Origin of the sequence: Pseudomonas sp. (assembly GCF_049590575.1) — a bacterium.
In the GTDB taxonomy this organism is placed as follows: Bacteria; Pseudomonadota; Gammaproteobacteria; order Pseudomonadales; family Pseudomonadaceae; genus Aquipseudomonas.
On record NZ_JBAWDE010000147.1, the window covers coordinates 1 to 21873 of the forward strand.

Consider the following 21873-nt stretch of genomic DNA (forward strand, 5'->3'; position numbering starts at 1 on the left):
GCCTTGGCCTGGCGCATCAAGTGCCCCAGGTCGCGGCCGATCGGCTTGCCCGGCCAGGCGGTGCCGGCCAGCAAAATATCCCAGCCATACAGGCCGGCAGCGTTGGAACGCAGCATCTTCCACAGGAACTGCGGACGGATCAGGCGCCACAGGTGGCGCCCCATATTGTCCGGCCCGACACTGAAGAAGAACGTCGCTTTCACCCCCGCTTCATCCAGGGACTCGAGTAACCGCGGCACACCTTCACGGGTGCCACGGTAGGTGTCGACGTCGATGCGAAGACCTGCCTCCATTACTTTTTGTCCGCGATTTCGAGCATGGCTTCACGCAGGAAGAAGTCCAGGGTGTTGCCAATCGTCTCGCTCATCTCAACGGTCGGCGCCCAGTTCAGCAGGCGTTTGGCGTTTTCGATGCTTGGCTTGCGGTGCGCGACGTCCTGGTAACCGGTGCCGTAGAACGCCTTGCTTTCCACATCGCGGAAACCGGCGAACGGCGGGAAGTTGCTGCGCAGCGGATGGGCTTCAAACTGACGCAGCAGCTCTTCGCCCAACTGGCGGATGCTGGCTTCGTTTTCCGGGTTGCCGATGTTGATGATCTGGCCGTTGCACACGTCGTTGTCGTTATCGATGATGCGCGCCAACGCCTCGATGCCGTCGGCGATGTCGGTGAAGCAACGCTTCTGCTCGCCACCGTCGAACAGGCGGATCGGCGTGCCTTCCACCAGGTTGAGGATCAACTGGGTGATCGCGCGCGAGCTGCCGATACGCGCCGAATCCAGGCGGTCGAGGCGTGGGCCCATCCAGTTGAAGGGACGGAACAGGGTGAAGTTCAGGCCCTTGGCGCCGTAGGCCCAGATCACGCGGTCCAGCAGTTGCTTGGAGACCGAGTAGATCCAGCGCTGCTTGTTGACCGGGCCGACCACCAGGTTGGAGGTGTCTTCGTCGAAATACTGGTCCTGGCACATGCCATAGACTTCGGAGGTCGACGGGAAGATCACGCGTTTGTTGTACTTGACGCAGTAGCGCACCAGCTTGAGGTTTTCCTCGAAGTCGAGTTCGAACACACGCAGCGGGTTGCGGGTGTATTCGATGGGCGTGGCGATAGCCACCAGCGGCAGGACCACGTCGCACTTCTTGATGTGGTACTCGATCCACTCGGTGTGGATGCTGATGTCGCCTTCCACGTAGTGGAAATTCGGGTGGCTGCGCAGGCGCTCGATGGCGTCGGAACCGATGTCCAGGCCGTAGACTTCGTAACGGTCGTCACGCAGCAGGCGCTCGGACAGGTGGTTACCGATAAAGCCGTTCACGCCCAGGATCAGCACGCGGGTACGGCGTGGCTTGCGGCCCGACTCGGCGCCGCGCAGTACCGAACCGTCGACCAGGCCCAGTTCATCGGCCAGCGACGGGCCAGCCAGGTACAGGCCGTTGTCGTTGCGTTGGCCGAACTTGACCACCAGCGAGTCTTCGCCGCAGGCGATGCGCAGCGGGTTGACGCTGATCACCCGGCCTGGCGCCAGGCCTTCGTTGCCCTTGGCGACTTCAGCTTGCCACACGATCAGCTTGTGCTCGCCCACCGCGCAGAAAGCGCCCGGGTACGGCTGGGTCACGGCGCGCACCAGGTTGAACAGTGCTTCAGCCGGCTGTTTCCAGTCCAGCTTGCCATCGGCAGCGGTGCGACGGCCGAAATAGGTGGCCTGGCTCTCATCCTGGGCCGTTTCGCTCAGCTTGCCCTGGGCCAGTTGCGGCAGGGCGTCGCGCAGCAGGTTGCTGGCGGCGTCGCGCAGCTTGGCGTGCAGGGTCAGGCCGGTGTCGCTGCGCTCGATGGCGACTTTCTGCTGGGCCAGGATTGCGCCGGCATCGGCACGCTTGACCATGCGATGCAGGGTCACGCCGGTTTCGCTTTCACCGTTGACCAGCACCCAATTGGCCGGCGCGCGGCCGCGGTATTTCGGCAGCAGCGAGCCGTGCAGGTTGAATGCGCCTTGGCGGGCGGTGGCCAGCAGAGGTTCGCTCAGCAGGTTGCGGTAGTAGAAGGAAAAGATGAAATCCGGGTTGAGCTTGGCGATGCGCTCGATCCACAGCGGGTGGTTGGCGTCTTCCGGCGCATGCACCGGAATGCCGTTGCGGGCGCACAGTTGGGCGACGGAGCCGTAGAAGTTGTTTTCCTTGGGATCATCGGCATGGGTAAACACGGCAGCAATGTCGTAGCCGGCGGTCAACAGGGCTTCAATGCCTGCACAGCCAATATCGTGGTAAGCGAAGACAACGGCTTTTGAATTCATGACGAAACCTGATCGGAAGGAGAAGTAGTTGTGGTGTGGGAGGACACCAGGCCGTCAACGACGACCACCGGAGCCGGTGCTGCCGGTTGGTTGCGCAGCACTTTTTCAATAAAGAATCGTGGGCGGGCGCGCACGTCGCTGTACATGCGGCCCAGGTATTCACCCAGCAGGCCCATGCCGATGAACTGGCCACCGGTGAACACAAACAGCACCGCGAACAGCACGAACATGCCGTCGCCAGCCCATTCGGCACCAAAGGCCAGGCGCAGGATGATCAACGCAAAGGCGAACAGCATGCCCAGGGCTGCCAGGCTGAAACCGACGATGGACAGCAGGCGCAGCGGGGTGGTGGTCATGCAGGTCAGCAGGTCGAACATCAGGCTGATCAAGCGCATGGCGCTGTATTTGGATTCGCCGTGCTCCCGCTCGGCGTGGTGCACCAGGATTTCCGTGGTATGGCGGGCAAAGCCGTTGGCCAGGATCGGGATAAACGTGCTGCGCTCGCGGCAGGCAAGCATGGCGTCGACGATGGTGCGCCGGTAAGCACGCAGCATGCAGCCGTAGTCGGTCATGGCCACGCCAGTGGAGCGTTGCACGGCAAGGTTGATCAGGCGCGATGGCCAGCGGCGAAAGGCCGAGTCCTGGCGATTGTTGCGCACGGTGGCGACCACGTCGTAACCCAGGGCGGCTTGTTCGACCAGGCGCGGGATTTCTTCGGGCGGGTTCTGCAGGTCGGCGTCGAGGGTAATCACCACCTCACCCCGGCACTGCTCGAAACCGGCCATGATCGCCGCGTGCTGGCCGTAGTTGCGGTTGAGGATCACGGCGACCACGTGGCTGCCGTCTTCAGCGGCGGCGTCTTCCAGCAGTTGGGCGGAATTGTCGCGGCTACCGTCATCCACCAGGATGATTTCGTATTCGTAGGCCAGCTGTTTGCAGGCTGCCGTCGTACGGCGCAACAATTCAGGCAGGCTTTCTTGTTCGTTGTAGACCGGGATAACGATCGACACGCAATGAATAGGGTAGGGTTTCAAAGATTCATGACCTCGGGGGTTAGAACAATTTGGAGCGTAAAAACAGCAGCAATCATTGGGCAAACGCACAGCCCGCTGAATAAAGAGCGGCGCTAAAGGTGAAACGTAATCAACAGGTTAGACGGTAATGCGCGGTTTGCTCTGAAGTTATGTATCCAAGATTAAGCGCAAAAATGTTGAACCGATATGAAAGGCAGATGAAAAACTCGTTTATTTGTCAGGTAGACAGCTAGGGTTCAGCTAGCCAAACAAGAGCATTAACGGGTTTAGTTGGGCGGCGATATAGGAGCTGTCTGACAAACATTTGGTTCAACTGAGCCGGCGTCGAGCCGTCAGCGAACTTTATTCAACAATCTTCTCTGCAATGCGCCCCAAGTGCCGGTAAAGTAAGCCTTCTCTTGCCAGGGTAGTCGGATGAATAGCGTGCAGCGTTTACGGCCAGTATTGATGGGTTTGTTAATGAGCGTGGCGTGTGTCACGACGGTACAGGCCGATGACTCGGTTGCGCTGACCAGCATCGACCAGGTGCCGGACGGTGTGGAAGTGCGCGGCAAGCAGATCGCTGCGTATACCTGGGACGATCACCAGGGCAAGAACCTGCTGGTGCTCGCCGAGCAGGTCAGCGAGCGCGACGATGACGGCACCCAGTCGGCATTCGTCTACGCGGCGCAGTACCTGATCGATGGCAACCGCCCCAAACGCGTGTGGATGCTCTACGACGACGTACAGCATTGCGAATTCGACGCATCGCTGCGCTTCGACATGGCGGCGACCAAGGTCACCGACCTGACCGGCGACGGCATTACCCAGGCCACGGTGGGATATTCGCGTACCTGCACCAGCGATGTCAGCCCCAATGAATTCAAGCTGATCATGCACGTGGGCAAGTCACAGAAGTACCGCTTGCGCGGGGTCGACCGGGTCGGCGCAAGCTGGTGGGACGAAGAGGCCGGGGCGCTGAAGGGCATGCCACTGCCCAAGGATTGCAGCGTGGCCGGGCAGCAGGCGCTGGTCAGCCAATACAAGGAGCAGGGCACCGAGCTGCCGTTGCCGGGGTGCTATGGCGATGAAAAGGATTTTGCCAAGGCGCCGGAGGCCTACCTGATGTTTATGCGCCAGCACTGGTTTGCGCTGATGCAGAAGCAGGATGCCGAATGGAGCCAGACCCAGACACAGCCGCAAGCACCGACCGAGGATGAAGACAGCGCCCCATGATGTGGTCCGGGCGCCCAGGGTACGGTAGACTCAGCCTTCGCCAATTCACTAAATACCTCGATTAAACAATGGCTTGATCGGGATATTTAATCCAAAGGCTGATCTACCTTGACTGAGTCTATCCGCAACCCGCTGACCCTTTACCTCACCCGCCTGGCACCCTCCAGCCAACTGACCATGCGCTATGTGCTGCAGGATGCCGCCGACCGCCTGGGCTTCGAAGACATCAACCTCGAAGAAATCGACTGGCATTTGCTGCAGCCCGAACACGTGATCGCCCTGGTTGCCGCCTTGCGTGAGGACGGCTATGCACCGAATACCTCGTCGTTGTACGTGAATGCCGTGCGCGGTGTAATGAACGAAGCCTGGCGCCTGAGCCTGATCAGCCAGGAGCACCTGCTGCGCATGCGCACGGTCAAGCCCGCGCCGGGCACGCGCCTGGGCCAGGGGCGCAACCTGCGGCGCACGCTGATCCGCGAAATGATGGAAATCTGCGCCGCCGACCCACGCCCGCAGGGCCTGCGCGACGCCGCGGTGATCGGCATTCTGTACGGGTCGGGCATGCGCAAATCGGAGTCGGTCAACCTTGACCTGGCACAGATCAACTTCGAGGAGCGCAGCTTGCGGGTGATCGGCAAGGGCAATAAGGAACTGATCAAATACGCGCCGGATTGGGCCTTCGCCAAGCTCCAGGCATGGCTGGCGTTTCGCCGCGAGCAGCTCAAGGAAGGCGAGCAGGACGACAGTTTCCTGTTCAACCGCATCCGCCGGGGCAGCCATATCACCCGCGAACGCATCACCAAACACGCGATTTACTACATCGCCCGCCAACGTGGCGAGCAGGTCGGCGTGAAGATCATGCCGCATGATTTTCGCCGTTCGTTTATCACGCGGGTGATCGAGGAACATGACCTGTCGATTGCGCAGAAACTGGCGCATCACACCAATATCCAGACCACTGCCAGCTATGACGTGCGTGACGATAACGAGCGGCGGCGGGCGGTGGATCGGTTTGATTTGTAACCACTGAAAATCACCCCCCCATCAAAATGTGGGAAGGGGGCTTGCCCCCGATAGCGCTGGGTCAGCTACACATGAGCTGACTGATAAGCCGCCATCGGGGCCAAGCCCCCTCCCACAGTTTTTTTGCGTGACGCTTCAGAGGATCGGTTTGCCGCCGGTGACTGCGTAGCGCGAACCGGAAATGTAGCTGGCTTCATCCGAGGCCAACAGCACATAGATCGGCGCGACTTCCACCGGCTGGCCCGGGCGACCCAGCGGCGTTTCGCTGCCGAAGCTCTTCACGTCCTCATCGGTCATGGTCGCGACGATCAACGGTGTCCAGATCGGGCCGGGGGCCACGCTATTGACGCGAATGCCCTTGCTGCCGAGCAATTGCGCGAGGCCACCGGTGAAGTTGGCAATCGCGCCCTTGGTGGCGGCGTAGGCCAGCAACGTCGGCTTGGGCATGTCGGAGTTGACCGAACTGGTGTTGATGATCGAACTGCCGGCCTTCATGTGCGGCAGCGCAGCCCTGCAGATGCGAAACATCGCGGTGATGTTGATATCGAAGGTCTTCACCCATTCCTCATCCTCGATCTCTTCGAGGGTCTCGTGGGTCATCTGGAACGCGGCGTTGTTCACGAGGACGTCGATGCGGCCGAATTGCTCAACGGTCTTGTCCACCAGCGCCTGGCAAGTGGACTTTTGCGCGATATCCCCCGGCAGCAGCAGGCATTGGCGGCCGGCTTCTTCGACCCAACGCGCGGTTTCCCGGGCGTCCTCATGCTCATCCAGGTAGGCAATGGCCACATCCGCGCCTTCACGCGCAAAGGCAATGGCGACTGCGCGGCCAATGCCGCTGTCGGCGCCGGTGATCAATGCGATCTTGTTGGCCAGGCGGCCGGAGCCTTTGTAGCTTTGCTCGCCGCAGTCGGGATACGGGTCCATTTTCTTCTGCGAACCGGGTACGGCTTGGGCTTGAGGGGCAAAGGGTGGGCGTGGGTAGTCAGTCATTACAATCTCCATAGCGCTTTTAAGGGTGCTATGGAGTTAGTAGTTTCAGCGGCGTCGATAGTTGTAATGGATGCGCGGCAACACCGACGAATGGTTAACCGCGCACCTCACGGCGCGGGCGGCGCGCTGGCCAGATGCGCCGGCAAGCGGCGCAAGGTCCACAGCACGGTGAGCATGGCCGCCACGGCACACAGGGCAATGCCGAGCAACATCGGCGCCGGCGTGTGGTCGGCAAACACCCCGACCAGGGTCATGGACACGGCGGCGGTAATCATCTGGATCGCCCCGAGCAGCGCCGACGCGGAGCCTGCGACCGCACCGTGATCCTCCAGCGACAAGACACCGGCCGCCGGCAGCAGCAGGCCGAGGAACCCGAAGCCGATAAACAGCAGCGACATCATCACCGCCAGGCTGTCGACCCACAGGGTAGTGGCGGCCAGCACGAGCATGACTGCGGCGACGGCCACCACCGACCACCGAATCAGCGGCGCCAGGCCGAAGCGTGCGCTGAGGCGCGCAGTCATCTGGCTCATGGCGAAAAACGACGCGGCGTTCAGCGCAAAGCACAGGCTGAATTGGGTGGGCGTGAGGCCGAAGTATTCGATGTACACGAAGGGCGCGCTGCCGATGAACACAAAGAAGGTTGCCAGGCCAAACCCGCACACCACCGACAAACCGGTGAAGACCGGATCACGCAGCAGCGCGCCGTAGCTGCCGAACGCGTTGCCGATGGTCTTGCCCAGGCGGCGCTCGGCCGGGTGGGTTTCCGGCAGTTGTACGATGGTCATCACCAGGCACGCCACGGCCACCACCGCCAATACGGCAAATACTTCGCGCCAGCTCCACAGCGAAATGATCAGGCTGCCGGCCAGCGGCGCGAGGATCGGCGAGACGCTCATCACCAGCATCAACAAGGCCATCAAACGCGCGGCTTCGTGGCCGGTGTACAGATCGCGCACGATGGCCCGGGGAATCACCATGCCGGCACACGCGCCGAATGCCTGCAGGGCGCGAAAGGCTATCAGCGTTTCGATGGTCGGGGCCAGCGCACACCCGATGCTGCCCACGGCGAAAATCACCAGGCCGGCATAGATCGGCGGCTTGCGCCCGAACACATCACTGATCGGCCCGTAGAACAGTTGGCACACGCCGACGATCACGAAGAACACGGTCAGGCTCATCTGCACCGCCGCCGGCGAGGCCTGCAGGCTGGCGCCCAGGGTGGGGAGGGCAGGCAGATAGATGTCGATAGCGAAGGGGCCGACGGCGGTGATCAGCCCCAGCAGAATGGCGAGGCGGGCGATACTTCGAGGCATGGGCAATTCCGGGCAGCGCAAAAGTCGATCAGCTTAAGGGATCTGTGCAGATCCGCAAACTCAGGCTTCACTAACCGCAGCGGATGCCGATAACGCTCTTAACGACGGTCGAGCGGTTGGGGCTCCCAACCGGCTGTCCAGGCTATGGGGATGACAAGCATGACGATCAAATTACGTTTGATTCTGTTGATAGCGACCGGATTGCTAACCGCGCTCATCATGAGCCTGGCCGGTTACCTGGGGAACACCCGGATGGGTGACGCCGTGCAGAATAACGAGGTCAGCATGACGGTCCTGCGCAATCACATGGAGGCCGACATGATGCACGATGCCCTGCGTGCCGATGTGTTGTCGGCCATGCTGGTGGGCTTGGGGAAAAGTACCAGCACCAGGACGCAGGTCAATGACTCGCTCAAGGAGCATGCCGAGCACTTTCGCCAAGTCCTGGAGGCCAATCTGAAACTGCCGCTGGACGATGCGCTCAAGGCCGGCCTGGAAAAAATCAAACCCAGCCTTGAAACCTACATCGGCACCGGCGAGCGCATCGTCGCGCTGGCCCTGGACAATCCCGAGGCCGCTCGCGGCGAACTGGAGACGTTCAACGCCGCGTTCAGTCGGCTGGAAGATCAAATGGCCGCGCTGAGCGAGCTGATCGAAAGCGATACCCAGCAAGCCAGCGCAGGGATTCAACAAAGCCTCAGCAACGCCAATTTGACCCTGGGTGCAGTGCTGCTCGCCAGCTTGTTGCTGCTGCTGGGCCAGGGTCGCTGGGTGCTCTTGAGTATCATGGGGCCGCTGCAGACCGCCAGCCGCATCGCCGCCAGTATCGCCCGGGGCAATTTGAGCGAGCCGATTGTAGAGCCCACTCGCAAAGATGAAGCCAGTGCGTTGATTCGCAGCCTTGCCACCATGCAACGCGACCTGCGCGGCATGATCGAAGCGGTGCGCGGCAATGCCCATGGCGTCAATGGCATGAGTGAACAACTGAGCCAGGGTTGCCATGAGGTGGCGAGCAGCAGCCAACAGCAAAGCGCCGCCGCCAGCACCATGGCCGCCGCCACCAGTGAAATGACCGCCAGTATCGAGGAGATCACCCGGCACGCCGGGCGTGCGCTGGATATGGCCAACAGGGCTGAAGCGCTGGCCAAGGACGGCGGCCGCGTCATCCATCAAGTGGTCAGTGACATGGATGGCATTGCGCGCTCGGCGCAGCAATCGGCCCAGGTCATCCGCACGCTGGACAAGGAATCCGAGGCGATCTACAGCATTATCCAAGTGATCAAGGGAATCGCCGACCAGACCAACCTACTGGCCCTGAACGCCGCCATTGAAGCCGCCCGCGCCGGTGAACAGGGGCGCGGCTTTGCGGTGGTCGCCGATGAAGTGCGCAGCCTGGCGGGCCGCACCAGCGCGTCGACCCAGGAAATCGCCAGCATGGTCGAGCGCATCCAGCAAAGCACACGCGAAGCGGTGACCAGCATGGAGGAAGGCGTCGCTCAAGTGGACAAAGGCATGGCGGTGACCGCCGATGTCGAGCGGGCCATCCGGGAGATCCTGCAAGCCACCCTGAATACCACGGAGTTGGTCAACGATATCTCCCGCACCATCAGTGAGCAGAGCCTGGCGAGCAATGAAATTGCCCACCAGGTGGAGATGATTGCGGGGATGTCGGCCAGCAACAGCCGCGTCATTGGTGAAACCGCTTCAACCACGGATGAACTGTCGGGTTTGGCTGGCCAGTTGTCGCAATCCGTTGGGCGCTTCATTTTGTAACGCAAGCCACACTGCATCGATCGAGCAGACGTTTTACCGGCCGGCCCAACAGGGGCCGGTTTTTTTTGCCGCGCACCCAGCGACGCGCAGATCGCTTTGATCGGCTGACGCAAAAAAAGATTGAATATTCACACATAATGTTATTTAAATAACAAAACAAGAGCGTGACGGCCTGCCTGGTCGTGCCGCAACAAGGTGGAATAGCAATGAGCAAGATCGCAGTCATCGGCAGCAACATGGTGGATTTGATTACCTACATCGACCGCATGCCGGCCCAGGGCGAAACCCTGGAAGCGCCGGGCTTTGCCCTCGGTTGTGGCGGCAAGGGCGCCAACCAGGCAGTGGCGGCAGCCAAGCTCGGGGCGGATGTGTTGATGCTGAGCAAGGTCGGCGACGACATGTTTGCCGAAAACACCCTCGCCAACTTCCAGCGCTTTGGCATTGACACCCGTTATGTGCAGCGGGTGCCTGGCGTTTCCAGCGGCGTAGCGCCGATTTTCGTGCGCGCCGATTCCCACAACAGCATCTTGATCGTCAAAGGCGCCAATGCGCATTTGTCGCCGGCGGATATCGATGCGGCGGCCGACGACCTGCGTGAGTGCAGGCTGATCGTGCTGCAACTGGAGATCAACCTGGAGACGGTGTACTACGCCATCGAATTCGCGCACCGGCATGGCATCGCGGTGCTGCTCAACCCGGCGCCGGCGCTTCCCGGGTTGAGCGCCGAGCATTTGGCTAAGTTGGATTTCCTGATCCCGAATGAGTCGGAACTGGCGTTGATCACCGGCCAGGCCGTGGACTCGCCGGACTCGGCCCGCAGCGCCGCCAAAAGTCTGGTCGCCAGCGGCATTCGCCACGTGATCGTCACCCTCGGCGAACACGGTGCGTTGTACGTGGGGGAGGAGGGCGAATTCCAGGTGCCGGGCCAGCGCGTGGTTGCCCGCGACACCACCGGCGCCGGTGACGCTTTCATCGGTTGCTTCATTCAACACTGGAGCCGTGACGGCGCTATCCGTCAGGCCATGGAGCAGGCAGTGGCGTATTCGGCGTGCTCGGTGATGGCGCTGGGTACGCAGACCTCTTACCCCGACAACGAAGCCTTTGCCCGCTTCCAGCAACAGCGCTAACCCCCTAATTCAGCCCGGAGAACAATAATGAACAAACCTGCGCTGCAACAGACACCCGATGGTTTTTACCTGAACCGCACGCCCTGGTTCGCCTTTATCCTGCTGTGCAGCATCTTTGCATTGTGGGCCGCTGCGGCGAGCATGAACGACGTGCTGATCGCGCACTTCAAGAAAGCCTTTTTACTCAGCGACTTCCAGACCGCGTTTGTGCAGTCGGCGTTTTACCTCGGCTACTTTTTTGTGGCGATCCCGGCCGCGATGGTGGTTCGCCGCTTGAGCTACAAGAGCACGATCCTGATCGGCCTGCTGCTCTACATGTTTGGCTGCCTGCTGTTTTTCCCTGCGGCGTCCACGGCCAAGTACGGCATGTTCCTGCTCGCGCTGTTTGTGATCGCCGCCGGCCTGTCGTTCCTCGAAACCGCGTGCAACACCTACTCGACACTGATGGGCCCACGGGAAACCGGCACGCGGCGCCTGAACATCTCGCAGACGTTTCACCCGTTCGGCGCGATGGCCGGGGTCTACGTGGGCAGCTTTGTGATGTTCAAGGACACCGACGCCACCACGGCACAACTGCAACAGATGAGCGCCTCCGAGGCGGCGGTGCAGCAGTTGCAGATGATCCAGTCCACGCTGTTGCCGTACAAGTGGATGATCGCGGTGCTGGTACTGATGTTTATCCTGATCGCCATCACCCGGTTCCCCGCCTGCAAGGGCAATAAACCTGCCGGCAGCAAGCCTGGCAGCCTGCGTCAAAGCCTGGGGCGGCTGCGCCGTAACCCGCGTTTCACCTTTGGCGTGCTGGCGCAGTTTCTGTATGTGGGCGCGCAGGTTGGTGTGTGGAGTTTCACCATTCGCCTGGCCATGCAAATGGGCGGCATGAATGAGCGCAGTGCTTCATGGTTTCTGCTGACCACTTTTGCCGCGTACTTTGTCGGCAAGATGATCGCCAACCTGTTGATGCGGCGCCTGCACCCGGCCAAGGTCCTGGCGATCTACGGGGTGCTGTGCATCGTGCTGCTGGCCTACACCATTCTGGTGCCGAACATTTCTGCGGTGTATGCGGCGGTCGGCGTGAGTATTTTCCTCGGCCCGTGCTGGCCGACCATTTACGGCCTGACCATCGATGGCCTGGGCGAAGACACTGGCGTCGGCGGCTCCTTGCTGGTGATGAGCATTGTCGGTGGCGGGGTGATTCCGATCTTTCAGGGCCTGTTATCGGATGCCAGCGGCGGCAACATGCAGCTGGCCTACAGCGTGCCGTTGCTGTGCTTTATCGTGATCGTGATGTACGCGGTCAAGTGCCTGCGCCAGTCGGAGCCAATGCCGTCGGGCGCGGTGGTGGCCTCATGAACACGCGTATTGCGTTGTACCGGGCGGTGTTTGCCGAGCAGGAAAAAGTGCTTTTGCAGTCTGAAGACTTCAAGGTCTGTGCCTGGACCTATCCGTCCGGGGTGCACGCCGTGAGCCTGGAGAACAGCCGCGGGCGACTGGTGGTGTTGCCTTATCAAGGCCAGATGATCTGGTCGGCGGTGTTCGAGGGCTGCGACCTGACCATGAGCAACCTGTTCGAACAGCCCAGGCCGAGCCCGACGGTCATCGATACCTATGGCTGCTTCATGTTTCACAGCGGCTTGTTGCGCAATGGCTGCCCGGCACCCGATGACACCCATGCGTTGCACGGCGAAATGCCGTGCGCACCGATGGACACGGCCTGGCTGGAAATAGGCGAGGGCTGTGTGCGCCTGGGCGGCGCGTATGAATACGCCAAGGGTTTCGGTGATCGCTACCGGGCGTGCCCTGGCGTGACCCTGCGCGCCGATTCGGCGTTGTTCGACATCGACATGAACGTGACCAACCTGGCCGGCAAGCCCATGGACTTGATGTACATGGCGCACATGAACTACGCCTACGTGGCCGGCGCGCGCTTTGTCGAACCGTTGGGCATGCAGCGCCTGCGCCTGCGCACCAGCGTGCCGGACCACGTCAAGCCGACGCCGGACTGGAGCGCCTACATGGCGCAACTGGCCGAAAATCCCACGCAGTTGGCGTGCCTGGAAACGCCCGCGCTGTACGACCCTGAAATCGTGTTTTTTTTCGACGGCGTCGGCACCGACGCTACGGGTCACGCGCATTTTTTGCTGGATCATCCCGATGGCGCGGCGTTCTACACCCGCTATCGGCCCGAGCAATTCGAGCACGCCGCGCGTTGGATCCTGCACACCCCGGACCAGCAAGTGGCGGCGTTTGTATTGCCGTCGACCTGTGAACCCGAAGGCTATAACGCCGAAAAAGCCAAGGGCCAGGTGCGCTCGCTGGCAGCCGGGGCCAGCGCCTCGTTCAGCGTGACCACCGGCTACTTGAGTGCGCAGGAGCGGCTGAAGTTGCTGGGTTAAACCAGCAATTGCGCACCGTTGGCCAGGATCAGTTCTTTATAGGCGCGCGGGATTTTCTTGTCGCTGACCACGTACTGAAAGTCGTCCAGGGTGGCGAAGTGAGCGGTGCGCACCGTATCGAACTTGCTGAAGTCGGCGAGCAACACACGCTGCTGAGCCTGGCGCAGGACCTTTTGCTTGACCTCCACTTCATTGAAGTTGAAGCAGGTCACGCCGAATTCCTGGCTGACGCCGGCGGCGGTCACGAAGGCCCAGGTCAGGCGCACGCTGTCGAGAATGCTGCTTTCGGCGTTGCTTTCGAACACCTGGTTCTTGCGGTGGAAGGTGCCGCCGCACAGCACGATGTGGCAGTTGGGTTTGTTCTGCAGTTTGAGCAGCACGTTCAACGAGCTGCACACCGCGGTGAACTCCAGCTCATCGGGGATGAAATCAATGACGAAGGGCGAGGTGGTGCCGCAGTCGAAAAATACCGTGTCATCGGCTTGTATCAACCGCGCAGCCAGTTTGCCGATGCGGCGTTTTTCCTCTACATGGCGGGTGTCCTGGTCGGCCACGCGGTACTCGCCGACGTCACCGCTGACCCGGGTGATATAGCCACCCAGCAAGCGCAAGTGGTCGGCGAAGTGGTTGAGATCGCGCCGCAGGGTCATCTCGGAAACGTCCAGCAGCGCCGCCATTTCCCGCAGGTGGATAGCGTTCTGGTCCTGCAGGGCTTGCTGGATAAGCTTGAGTCGCTCGGCTTTTCTACTGTCCACGAGTATTCCAGGGCTTGATTGCTGGTGTTAGATAAGTAACATTTAATGATATTATTGTAACGTATTAATGTGGGTGCCGTGACACGCGCACCACGACCATTGGCAACATACAGGCAAGGGCACGCTAAATGAATACGCTTCAACCCGCAGCATTGGCCAACTACATTGATCACACCTTGCTGGCACCCGACGCTACCCGTGAGCAGGTTCGCACCTTGTGCCAAGAGGCCCTGGCGCACGGGTTTTATTCGGTGTGCCTAAACTCCGGGCAAGTGCCGTATGCCGCTACCTGCCTGACGGACAGCGCCGTGGTGATTTGCGCGGTGGTGGGCTTTCCGCTGGGCGCCGGCTTGAGCGACACCAAGGCATTCGAAGCCGAACGCGCGATTGCCGCCGGGGCAGGGGAGATCGACATGGTGCTCAATATCGGCTGGTTGAAAGAGGGGCTACTGGACGCGGTACGCGATGACATCGCCCTGGTCCACAAGGCCTGCGGCAGCGTACCGCTGAAGGTCATCCTGGAAACGTGCTTGCTCGACGACGAACAGAAAGTCCAGGCCTGCGAAATCTGCCGAGCGTTGGGTGTGGCATTCGTCAAGACGTCCACCGGGTTCAGCCGCAGCGGTGCTACCGTCGAAGACGTGGCCCTGATGCGCAAAACCGTGGGCGCCGGGGTTGGGGTCAAGGCCTCCGGTGGCGTGCGCGATTACCCGACGGCAGTCAAGATGATTGAAGCCGGGGCGACACGCTTGGGCAGCAGTTCAGGAATTGCCATCGTGGGCGGGGCAATGACGGCGGCGAGCGGTTACTGAAGGATTTAATATAACTCAACTAAATAGTCATTTAGTTGAGTTATGTTTTTACGCTATATAGAAAGCTTCAAAGTGAGGCGAGGGCGGCCGTTCGACGCTCACTGATGCGTTCCACGGTGTGCATATGCTCGGTGCCCCACACGCACAATGCGCCCAACGCGGTGGCCAGCGATTGCCCGAATGGCGTCAACGAGTATTCGACCTTGGGCGGTATCTCCTGGAAGTCGATGCGCGCAATGATTTCATCGCGTTCGAGTTCCTTGAGTTGCTGGATCAAGACCTTGTCGGTCACGCCGCCAATCGCGCGTCTCAATTCGCCGTACCGATGGGTATTTTGCGCCAGGTTATACAGCACCAGAGGTTTCCACTTGCCGCCAATCACCGCCAGGGCGGCTTCGAGCCCGCAGCCAAACGCGTTGTTTGCCATGTTGTTGACCGCTCCATAGGGCACTTACCAAAAGGTGCATACTATGCATAACAATAGCGCGGGTCTAGAGTTGGGCGCTCAACTTTCCTGAGGGTTCATCATGAGCAGGCTCAACGGCAAAATCGCAGTCATCACCGGTGGCAACAGCGGCATCGGCCTGGCCAGCGCCATACGTTTTGCAGCGGAAGGCGCACAGGTTGTAATTGTGGGGCGCCGGCAGCAAGAACTGGACAAGGCTCTGCAGCTGATCGGCCCTGAAGCCATCGCTGTCCAGGGCGACATTTCAAGCCTGGACGACCTGGATCGCATCTTCGCTCAAGTCAAAGCGGCCAAAGGCCGAATCGATATTCTGTTCGCCAACGCGGGCCTGGGGGATTTCCAGCCGATCGGATCCATCACCGAAGAGTCGTTTGATCGCACATTCGGCATCAACGTCAAAGGCACGCTGTTCACTGTGCAAAAGGCCTTGCCGCTGATGAGCGCGGGCGGCTCGGTGATCCTCACTGGATCGACGACAGCCACCATGGGCACGCCGGCATTCAGCGTATACAGCGCCACCAAAGCCGCACTGCGCAATTTCGCCCGCAGCTGGGCGCTGGATTTGAAAGGCAGCGGCATTCGCGTCAACGTGCTTTCACCCGGGCCAATCTCGACACCGGGCCTGGACCTGGCGCTGTCAGGCACAGGCCAGAAGGACGCGATCATTGACGACATGACGGCGCAGATTCCACTGGGCCGTATCGGGCAGCCAGAAGAAGTCGCGGCGGCGGCAGTGTTCCTGGCGTCATCGGAAAGCAGCTTCATGACCGGCAGTGAAATGTTCGTTGATGGTGGTTTCGCTCAGGTGTGAGCAAACAGGGGTTTTGCCTGTTGAAATCTGACCGGCACTGCCCCTGATTGCGTAACATCGTATTACGCATAATGTATATTATGTTAAATTATGTGTCTGCTTGCCGAAGCCAGAGATAAAGCTGCCAGTCACCCGGCAGCTTTCCTGCAACTACCCTTCGCGCCTGAACCTCGGAATCTCCAACCCCAGACTCTCACGCAACGTCGTCCCTTCATACGCCGTGCGAAACACACCCCGTGCCTGCAATAACGGGATGACTTCCTGGGTGAACCGTCTGAATTGCTCCGGATGCCCGATGTAGATATTGAAACCATCCACGGCGCGCGCCTCGAACCACTCGGCGATTTTCTGTGCGACGGTTTCAGCGCTTCCCGTGAACGCACCTGGGCGCAGTTGCCGACCAAACTCCACCGCCTGGCGCAACGTGAAGCCTTTATCACGTGCCTGGTCGGCGATGCGTTTGGCATTGGTAAAAAAGCTGCTGCGTGCGGCTTCCAGGCTTTCCTGGGGAAACGGCGCATCAAGGTCGTACTGGCTGAAATCATGCCAGCCGAAATTACGCCCGAACTCCTTCAGTGCCAGCTCAAAGCTATGGTCGACCTGATGGTAGTGCTGCTCGATTTCACGGGCGTGTGCGTCGTTGTCGCCAACATAGATTTCTGCGCCGGGCATCACCAGTAATTGCTCAGGGTCGCGCCCATGCTGGGCTGCCCTGCCCTTTATATCGCGGTAAAACGCCTGGCCCTGGTCGATGCTGGCTGCGTGGGTAAAGATCACATCCGCCGTGGCGGCACCCAGGTCGCGGCCTTGCTCGGAGTCGCCGGCCTGGAAAATCACCGGCTGGCCCTGGGGCGAACGCTGGATATTCAGCGGGCCGACCACCGCGAAGTGCTCGCCCTTGTGGTTCAGGCTGTGCAGTTTGCTCGGGTCGAGAAACTCGCCCGTGGAGCGGTCCCGCACAAACGCGACGTCCTCGTAGGAGTTCCACAACCCTTGAACCACCTCGACGTGTTCTGCTGCGCGGCCGTAGCGTGTGTCGTAGTCATAGTGTTCGTCGCGGCTGTAATTGCCGGCCGTGCCGGCGTCGCCACTGGTGACGACGTTCCAGCCCGCGCGGCCTTTGCTGATCAGATCGAGTGAGGCCAAGCGCCGCGCGACGTTATACGGCGAGTTGTAAGACGTTGTCAGTGTGCCCACCAGGCCCAGATGTCGCGTGCTCACGGCGAGCGCGGACAACAGGGTCAACGGCTCCAGGCGGTTCAGGTAATGGGAGGGCGAGCCCGGCGTGATGAATTGGCTGTCGACGATAAACATCAGGTCAAACAGTGCTGCTTCGGCCTGGCGCGCAATGTCGATGTACCAGTCGACGTTAACGCTGGCATCCGCTGGCAATTGCGGGTCAAGCCACAGGTTGTGGCGGCCTGGCCCACCACAACCCATGGTCAAGGCGCCGAGTTTCAGCTGTCTTTTGCTCATAGTTAAGGCATTCCTTGAAGCGATCAGGGCTGTTTTTGGGCGACGGCAGGCTGCAGGGAGGCGGCGAATGAATCATCGAACAGGCTGGCGGCCGCGTACGATTTGACCAGGCCCTGGCTTGCAAAGAAGTCCACGGTTTTTTGCGCCTCGACCGGTGACTGGGCTGTCAGCGGTTCGACCGTGGTGCGCGCGCGGGCAAACCAGGCGCGGGCGATATCCGCGTCCGCCCGGGTGCGTTTGGCCCATGCGTCGGCATACGCGTCGGTGTTGGCCGGGTTTTCGCGCGTCCAGTCACGCGCCTTTTTCAGGCGCTGGAGAAAATCACTTATTTGCGCACGCTTGGCATCGACTGCCTTGGCGTTGGCGGCAATGAAACTCTGGGCCGGGATCAAGCCGTCAGCCGTGGCCAATACCCGCGCGCCTTGGCGTTCCTGTTGTGTGACGTAGGGTTCCCACGTGGCGATAACGTCCACCGAGCCGCCTTCCAACGCGTGCGAGGCGTCCAGCGCGCTGAGGTAGCGCAGCTCCAGCGAATCGCGCGGCACGCCGGCTTTATCCAGTGCAGTGAGCAGCAATTGCTGGCTCCAGGAGCCTTTCCAGATGGCCGCGCGCTTGCCCGCCAGGTCCGCGAGGCTGTGAATCGACGAGTCTTTTTTGACCAGGATAGCCACGCCGTCGAGGTTTTGTCGGCTGACCGCGATCACCTTGATCGGCGCACCCAATGCGCCCAGAAACAGTACCGGCGCGTCACCCAACAGGCCGATGTCCAGGCTGTTGGAGTTCAGTGCCTCGGCGACTGGCGACCCGGCGGTAAATTGCTTCCACTCAAGCGTGTAAGGCAGGTCATCAAGCACGCCTGCGGCTTCCATGACGGCCTGGGCGTTGTAGCTTTGGTCGCCCACCACCAACGTTTGCGCTTGGGCAGTCAGGCATAGCAAGGCCGCCGTCCCGGCCAGCAGTTTTGTCAGGTAACGCACGTTCGTCTCCAGATGCCTTGGCATTTCAAGTCGATCCGCGCGTGCGGTCTCGGAGGGGGTTGTAAGAGGGCTACACGATGAGGCTAAAAAGACCGCAATTAAAATAACTATATTGCATAACCTAATTCATTAATAATGCTACTTGCGCATTTATAGGATCCGTCTGAGCACCCTGCCCTGGCTGTCCAGCGCCTATCTCATGCTCAAACGTCATAATCACCGGTCCATGCGCATGTTAATCTGCCGCCACCACGAATAGACATTGATCGTCACTCGACGATGCCCAAAGCCAGGAAAGAACATGCCAAAAATTTCTCACTCTGCGTTGCGCCGCAACTTCCGCGAATTGCTTGCACAGAAAATCTGCGTTGAAACCGCCTCCGTCTTCGACCCCATGTCCGCACGCATCGCGGCCGACCTGGGTTTTGAAATCGGCATCCTGGGTGGTTCCGTCGCGTCTTTGCAGGTACTCGCAGCCCCCGATTTTGCGCTGATCACACTGAGTGAGTTCGTTGAGCAGGCCACCCGCATTGGCCGTGTCGCCCAACTGCCGTTTATCGCGGATGCCGACCACGGCTACGGCAATGCCCTGAACGTGATGCGCACCGTTGAAGAGCTTGAGCGTGCCGGTGTGGCCGCGCTGACGATTGAAGACACGCTGTTGCCCGCGCAATTCGGGCGCAAGTCCACGGACCTGATTTCCGTCGAAGAAGGCATCGGCAAAGTGAAGGCGGCCCTTGAGGCGCGTGTCGACCCTGCGTTGTCGATCATCGCCCGGACCAACGCCGGCGTGCTGCCCACCGAAGCGGTCATCGCGCGCACCAAGGCCTATGAAAAGGCCGGCGCCGACGGAATTTGCATGGTCGGCGTGAAGGACTTCGACCACCTTGAGCAGATCGCGGAAAACCTCAGCGTGCCGTTGATGCTGGTGACCTACGGCAACCCCGAGCTCAATGACAGCGAGCGCCTGGCCAGCCTGGGCGTACGCGTGGTGGTTGCCGGCCACGGCGCTTACTTTGCGGCGATCAAAGCCACTTACGACAGCCTGCGCGCCCAACGCAAACTCACCCACAGCACTTCAAATCTCAGCGCGACCGAACTGACGCACACCTACACGTTGCCGGAAAGCTACGTGGCCTGGGCCGAAGAGTTCATGGACGTCAAAGAGTAATCAGCTGAAAAACCGATTCCCCGGCCGAGGCAATCCGAGGTTCCTCCCGTAAGGTCGAGCCTTCATACTCGCGCCGGAAAATATCCCGCGCTTGCAGTTGCGGCACGACCTTGCCGAGGAAAGCGGCGACTCGGTGTTCCTCGCCAGCTCGGTACAGTGGGCGACTTCAACCGGCCCGGCGGGCGTTCAGCCCATCCAACCGACGGCGGTTTTCGGAATGACCTCCGACTCATCCAGTTTGGAGGCGAACATACTCACCGCCTCCACCGCATCGCTGGTACTGGTGCGAATCTGCAGGATCACCGAACCCGCCTGGTCCGCCAGGCTCACGCCGCGCTGTGCGCCCTCTTGGGTGGCGTTCATGCTGGTCACCGCGTCGCGGGTTTCCGAGAGGATCATGCCGATCATCTCGGCGATTTCCGCCGTGGAGCGGCTGGTGCGCCCCGCCAGTTGCCGCACTTCGTCCGCGACCACCGCAAAACCGCGCCCTTGATCGCCCGCACGCGCCGCTTCGATGGCCGCATTGAGCGCCAGCAGGTTGGTCTGGTCGGCGATACCGCGGATGGTGTTGACGATCGCGGTGATCTGCTCGGAACGATCACCCAGCTGCCCGACCAGCCGCGCCGAAGCACCGATGTTGTCGGCGATGCGGCGCATCTCGCTGGCAGTCTCCTGGATGACCTGGGTGCCATGCTCGGCAAAGCGCTCGGTTTCGGATGAAATATGGTAGGCCCGCGAAGCACCTCGGGAATCTTCCTCGAACTTCTCGACGCGTTCGGTGATATCGCTGGCGAATTTGACGATCTTGATCAGCGTGCCGTCGCCGTCGTACACCGGGTTGTAGCTGGCCTCCAGCCAAACGACGCGGCCGTGCTTGCCCAGGCGCTTGAATTGCCCGGTGAAGAATTCGCCGTTGTTCAACCGGCGCCAGAAATCCGCGTACTCATTGCTGTTGACCAAGGCGGGCTCACAAAACAGCTGGTGATGTTTGCCTTTGATTTCCGCGAGTGAATAGCCCATCACGTTGAGGAAGTTGGGGTTGGCGTCCAGCACCTGGCCACGCAGGTCGAACTCGATCACCGCCATGGCGCGGTCGAGGGCCACCAGCTTGCTGCGGGTGGCCGCCTCCTGCTCGACTTTGGCGGTGACGTCCAGTGCGTACTTGACCACTTTCAACACCTGGCCGCGCTCATCCAGCACCGGGTTGTAACTGGCCTCCAGCCAGAGGGTCTTGCCGTTGCTGTCCACACGCTTGAAGGTGCCCGAGACAAATTTTCCGCTCTTGAGCTCGCCCCAGAACTGGCCGTAGGCCGGGCTATTGGTCAACGCTGGCAAACAGAAGTCGCGGTGGGATTTACCCGCCAACTGGTCGCTGCGGTAGCCAAGGATCTTGAGGAAGTTGTCGTTGGCACGCAGTACCTTGCCGTTCAAGTCGAATTCGACCACGGCCATGGAGCGTTCCAGTGCGGATATCAGTCCTTTGTACTCGGTGACTTCGGCCGTCCTGGCCGTCAGTTCTGTTTTGAGTTTTTTATTGAACATGGACGTACCCTCAGCCGTGCGGAGAACTCGGTGTCTTCTCTGCTATCGGCCGCTGAATACGCGACTTTACGCGCTAAAAATGATTATTTTCTGGCGTCAATTTGTCGATCATTCAAGGCTTTGCAACCAGTGCGGCCAAGCGCTCACGCATCCCTTCGCTGGCGGCCGGGCCTGCCTGTAACACACACGCTTCCCATGGCACCACCTGGCCTTCGGCATTCGCCATCATCGGCTGCAATGGCTGGCCCGTTTCACGCGCCACCACCTCGACGCTGGCGCCCTCCTCGGCGTAGTGCCGATTGCCCCACGCCACCAGCGCCATCAGCACCATGCGGAAATCCTCGCCCTTGGGCGTCGGCACATATTCGTAGCGTGGCGGCCGCTCGCTGTAGCGGCGACGTTCGAGCATGCCGGCTTCTACCAACGCCCCCAGGCGCCGCGTCAGCATGTTCGGCGCGATGCCGAGGCTGCGCGAAAACTCATCGAAACGGCGCAAGCCCTGCAGCGCGTCGCGCATGATCAGAATGCTCCACCACTCCCCTACCCGGTCGAGGCTGCGGGCGATGGGGCATTCGTCGCGGGTAAGGGAGGTGCGTTGCATGAAGGTTCCTGTAGGTCGGTGCAAAGTTGTGTAAGGCTATGTTACTTTCATGATGATAGTGACGTCCATAGAGTCTGTACCCTCAACGCAAACGGAGTCGA

General features: G+C 60.7%; 19 protein-coding genes and 3 pseudogenes. 10 read left to right on the forward strand and 12 right to left on the reverse strand.

Annotated features, from left to right (window positions below; all coding sequences use genetic code 11):
* The 3 genes and pseudogenes from WBR57_RS11170 to arnC all read right to left on the reverse strand — a co-directional run.
* A pseudogene (locus WBR57_RS11170) lies at positions 1-293 on the reverse strand (4-deoxy-4-formamido-L-arabinose-phosphoundecaprenol deformylase); the annotation flags it as partial.
* Complete coding sequence (arnA, locus tag WBR57_RS11175) at positions 293-2284, reverse strand: bifunctional UDP-4-amino-4-deoxy-L-arabinose formyltransferase/UDP-glucuronic acid oxidase ArnA (RefSeq protein WP_424083879.1); 1992 nt, start codon at positions 2282-2284, stop codon at positions 293-295. The pseudogene WBR57_RS11170 and the gene arnA, both read right to left, overlap by 1 nt.
* The gene (arnC, locus tag WBR57_RS11180; RefSeq protein ID WP_424083880.1) at positions 2281-3318 is read right to left on the reverse strand and encodes an undecaprenyl-phosphate 4-deoxy-4-formamido-L-arabinose transferase; all 1038 of its coding nucleotides are present in this window, start codon (positions 3316-3318) and stop codon (positions 2281-2283) included. The genes arnA and arnC overlap by 4 nt, the downstream gene beginning before the upstream one ends.
* Positions 3319-3732: 414 nt before the next feature.
* Between arnC and WBR57_RS11185 the strand changes: the two genes are divergently transcribed.
* Both WBR57_RS11185 and WBR57_RS11190 read left to right on the forward strand, forming a co-directional pair.
* Entirely contained in the window at positions 3733-4533 is an 801-nt protein-coding gene (locus tag WBR57_RS11185) for a M949_RS01915 family surface polysaccharide biosynthesis protein (protein WP_424083881.1), read from the forward strand.
* A 108-nt stretch (positions 4534-4641) separates the two neighbouring features.
* Positions 4642-5556 carry a site-specific integrase gene (locus tag WBR57_RS11190; protein ID WP_424083882.1) on the forward strand — a complete coding sequence of 305 codons (915 nt, stop codon included), beginning with the start codon at positions 4642-4644 and terminating at the stop codon, positions 5554-5556.
* Positions 5557-5691: 135 nt separating this feature from the next.
* Here the strand turns inward: WBR57_RS11190 and WBR57_RS11195 are convergent, their stop codons facing one another.
* Together WBR57_RS11195 and WBR57_RS11200 are read right to left on the reverse strand one after the other, a co-directional pair.
* Positions 5692-6549, reverse strand: coding sequence for an SDR family oxidoreductase (locus WBR57_RS11195; RefSeq protein WP_424083883.1), 858 nt, complete (start codon positions 6547-6549; stop codon positions 5692-5694).
* A 107-nt stretch (positions 6550-6656) separates the two neighbouring features.
* Entirely contained in the window at positions 6657-7865 is a 1209-nt protein-coding gene (locus WBR57_RS11200; RefSeq protein WP_424083884.1) for a multidrug effflux MFS transporter, read from the reverse strand.
* Positions 7866-8024: 159 nt separating this feature from the next.
* Between WBR57_RS11200 and WBR57_RS11205 the strand changes: the two are divergent.
* The 5 genes and pseudogenes from WBR57_RS11205 to WBR57_RS11225 form a co-directional block, all read left to right on the forward strand.
* Positions 8025-8780, forward strand: a pseudogene (locus WBR57_RS11205) (MCP four helix bundle domain-containing protein); the annotation flags it as partial.
* Positions 8781-8912: 132 nt separating this feature from the next.
* A complete protein-coding gene (locus WBR57_RS11210) occupies positions 8913-9638 on the forward strand; it encodes a methyl-accepting chemotaxis protein (protein WP_424083902.1) in 726 nt (241 codons plus the stop codon).
* Between the two features lie 206 nt (positions 9639-9844).
* Positions 9845-10765 carry a ribokinase gene (gene rbsK, locus WBR57_RS11215; protein WP_424083885.1) on the forward strand — a complete coding sequence of 307 codons (921 nt, stop codon included), beginning with the start codon at positions 9845-9847 and terminating at the stop codon, positions 10763-10765.
* Positions 10766-10792: 27 nt separating this feature from the next.
* Positions 10793-12118 (forward strand): L-fucose:H+ symporter permease, encoded by a 1326-nt coding sequence (fucP, locus tag WBR57_RS11220; RefSeq protein ID WP_424083886.1) that lies wholly within the window; start codon positions 10793-10795, stop codon positions 12116-12118.
* Complete coding sequence (locus WBR57_RS11225; protein ID WP_424083887.1) at positions 12115-13161, forward strand: aldose 1-epimerase family protein; 1047 nt, start codon at positions 12115-12117, stop codon at positions 13159-13161. The genes fucP and WBR57_RS11225 overlap by 4 nt, the downstream gene beginning before the upstream one ends.
* On the opposite strand, the gene deoR is transcribed toward WBR57_RS11225, so the two are convergent.
* Positions 13158-13916, reverse strand: coding sequence for a DNA-binding transcriptional repressor DeoR (gene deoR / locus WBR57_RS11230; protein WP_424083888.1), 759 nt, complete (start codon positions 13914-13916; stop codon positions 13158-13160). The two genes, WBR57_RS11225 and deoR, sit on opposite strands and share 4 nt — an antisense overlap.
* A 128-nt stretch (positions 13917-14044) precedes the next feature.
* Here deoR and deoC point away from each other — a divergent pair, with 128 nt between their 5' ends.
* Positions 14045-14728 carry a deoxyribose-phosphate aldolase gene (deoC, locus tag WBR57_RS11235; protein WP_424083889.1) on the forward strand — a complete coding sequence of 228 codons (684 nt, stop codon included), beginning with the start codon at positions 14045-14047 and terminating at the stop codon, positions 14726-14728.
* Between the two features lie 67 nt (positions 14729-14795).
* Here the strand turns inward: deoC and WBR57_RS11240 are convergent, their stop codons facing one another.
* Positions 14796-15155 (reverse strand): winged helix-turn-helix transcriptional regulator, encoded by a 360-nt coding sequence (locus tag WBR57_RS11240; protein ID WP_424083890.1) that lies wholly within the window; start codon positions 15153-15155, stop codon positions 14796-14798.
* Between the two features lie 100 nt (positions 15156-15255).
* Between WBR57_RS11240 and WBR57_RS11245 the strand changes: the two genes are divergently transcribed.
* Positions 15256-16005 carry an SDR family NAD(P)-dependent oxidoreductase gene (locus WBR57_RS11245; protein ID WP_424083891.1) on the forward strand — a complete coding sequence of 250 codons (750 nt, stop codon included), beginning with the start codon at positions 15256-15258 and terminating at the stop codon, positions 16003-16005.
* 150 nt (positions 16006-16155) lie between these two features.
* On the opposite strand, the gene WBR57_RS11250 is transcribed toward WBR57_RS11245, so the two are convergent.
* Positions 16156-17481, reverse strand: coding sequence for an LLM class flavin-dependent oxidoreductase (locus tag WBR57_RS11250; protein ID WP_424083892.1), 1326 nt, complete (start codon positions 17479-17481; stop codon positions 16156-16158).
* Positions 17482-17504: 23 nt separating this feature from the next.
* The gene (locus WBR57_RS11255; RefSeq protein WP_424083893.1) at positions 17505-18458 is read right to left on the reverse strand and encodes an ABC transporter substrate-binding protein; all 954 of its coding nucleotides are present in this window, start codon (positions 18456-18458) and stop codon (positions 17505-17507) included.
* Positions 18459-18759: 301 nt separating this feature from the next.
* Between WBR57_RS11255 and WBR57_RS11260 the strand changes: the two genes are divergently transcribed.
* Entirely contained in the window at positions 18760-19629 is an 870-nt protein-coding gene (locus tag WBR57_RS11260) for an isocitrate lyase/PEP mutase family protein (protein WP_424083894.1), read from the forward strand.
* A 186-nt stretch (positions 19630-19815) separates the two neighbouring features.
* Here WBR57_RS11260 and WBR57_RS11265 read toward each other — a convergent pair whose 3' ends face one another.
* The 3 genes and pseudogenes from WBR57_RS11265 to WBR57_RS11275 all read right to left on the reverse strand — a co-directional run bounded on the left by WBR57_RS11265 (position 19816) and on the right by WBR57_RS11275 (position 21772).
* A complete protein-coding gene (locus tag WBR57_RS11265) occupies positions 19816-20412 on the reverse strand; it encodes a methyl-accepting chemotaxis protein (protein ID WP_424083903.1) in 597 nt (198 codons plus the stop codon).
* Positions 20404-21171, reverse strand: a pseudogene (locus tag WBR57_RS11270) (PAS domain-containing protein); the annotation flags it as partial. The gene WBR57_RS11265 and the pseudogene WBR57_RS11270, both read right to left, overlap by 9 nt.
* A gap of 112 nt (positions 21172-21283) precedes the next feature.
* Entirely contained in the window at positions 21284-21772 is a 489-nt protein-coding gene (locus WBR57_RS11275; RefSeq protein WP_424083895.1) for a winged helix-turn-helix transcriptional regulator, read from the reverse strand.
* Positions 21773-21873 lie beyond the last annotated feature (101 nt).

What these genes read in the sequence shown, in the direction of transcription:
- arnA (WP_424083879.1), bottom strand. Translation starts at nt 2,284, where the DNA reads ATGAATTCAAAAGCCGTTGTCTTCGCTTACCACGATATTGGCTGTGCA.
- WBR57_RS11185 (WP_424083881.1), top strand. Translation starts at nt 3,733, where the DNA reads ATGAATAGCGTGCAGCGTTTACGGCCAGTATTGATGGGTTTGTTAATG.
- WBR57_RS11195 (WP_424083883.1), bottom strand. Translation starts at nt 6,549, where the DNA reads ATGACTGACTACCCACGCCCACCCTTTGCCCCTCAAGCCCAAGCCGTA.
- WBR57_RS11200 (WP_424083884.1), bottom strand. Translation starts at nt 7,865, where the DNA reads ATGCCTCGAAGTATCGCCCGCCTCGCCATTCTGCTGGGGCTGATCACC.
- WBR57_RS11210 (WP_424083902.1), top strand. Translation starts at nt 8,913, where the DNA reads ATGGCCGCCGCCACCAGTGAAATGACCGCCAGTATCGAGGAGATCACC.
- rbsK (WP_424083885.1), top strand. Translation starts at nt 9,845, where the DNA reads ATGAGCAAGATCGCAGTCATCGGCAGCAACATGGTGGATTTGATTACC.
- fucP (WP_424083886.1), top strand. Translation starts at nt 10,793, where the DNA reads ATGAACAAACCTGCGCTGCAACAGACACCCGATGGTTTTTACCTGAAC.
- WBR57_RS11225 (WP_424083887.1), top strand. Translation starts at nt 12,115, where the DNA reads ATGAACACGCGTATTGCGTTGTACCGGGCGGTGTTTGCCGAGCAGGAA.
- deoC (WP_424083889.1), top strand. Translation starts at nt 14,045, where the DNA reads ATGAATACGCTTCAACCCGCAGCATTGGCCAACTACATTGATCACACC.
- WBR57_RS11240 (WP_424083890.1), bottom strand. Translation starts at nt 15,155, where the DNA reads ATGGCAAACAACGCGTTTGGCTGCGGGCTCGAAGCCGCCCTGGCGGTG.
- WBR57_RS11245 (WP_424083891.1), top strand. Translation starts at nt 15,256, where the DNA reads ATGAGCAGGCTCAACGGCAAAATCGCAGTCATCACCGGTGGCAACAGC.
- WBR57_RS11250 (WP_424083892.1), bottom strand. Translation starts at nt 17,481, where the DNA reads ATGAGCAAAAGACAGCTGAAACTCGGCGCCTTGACCATGGGTTGTGGT.
- WBR57_RS11260 (WP_424083894.1), top strand. Translation starts at nt 18,760, where the DNA reads ATGCCAAAAATTTCTCACTCTGCGTTGCGCCGCAACTTCCGCGAATTG.
- WBR57_RS11275 (WP_424083895.1), bottom strand. Translation starts at nt 21,772, where the DNA reads ATGCAACGCACCTCCCTTACCCGCGACGAATGCCCCATCGCCCGCAGC.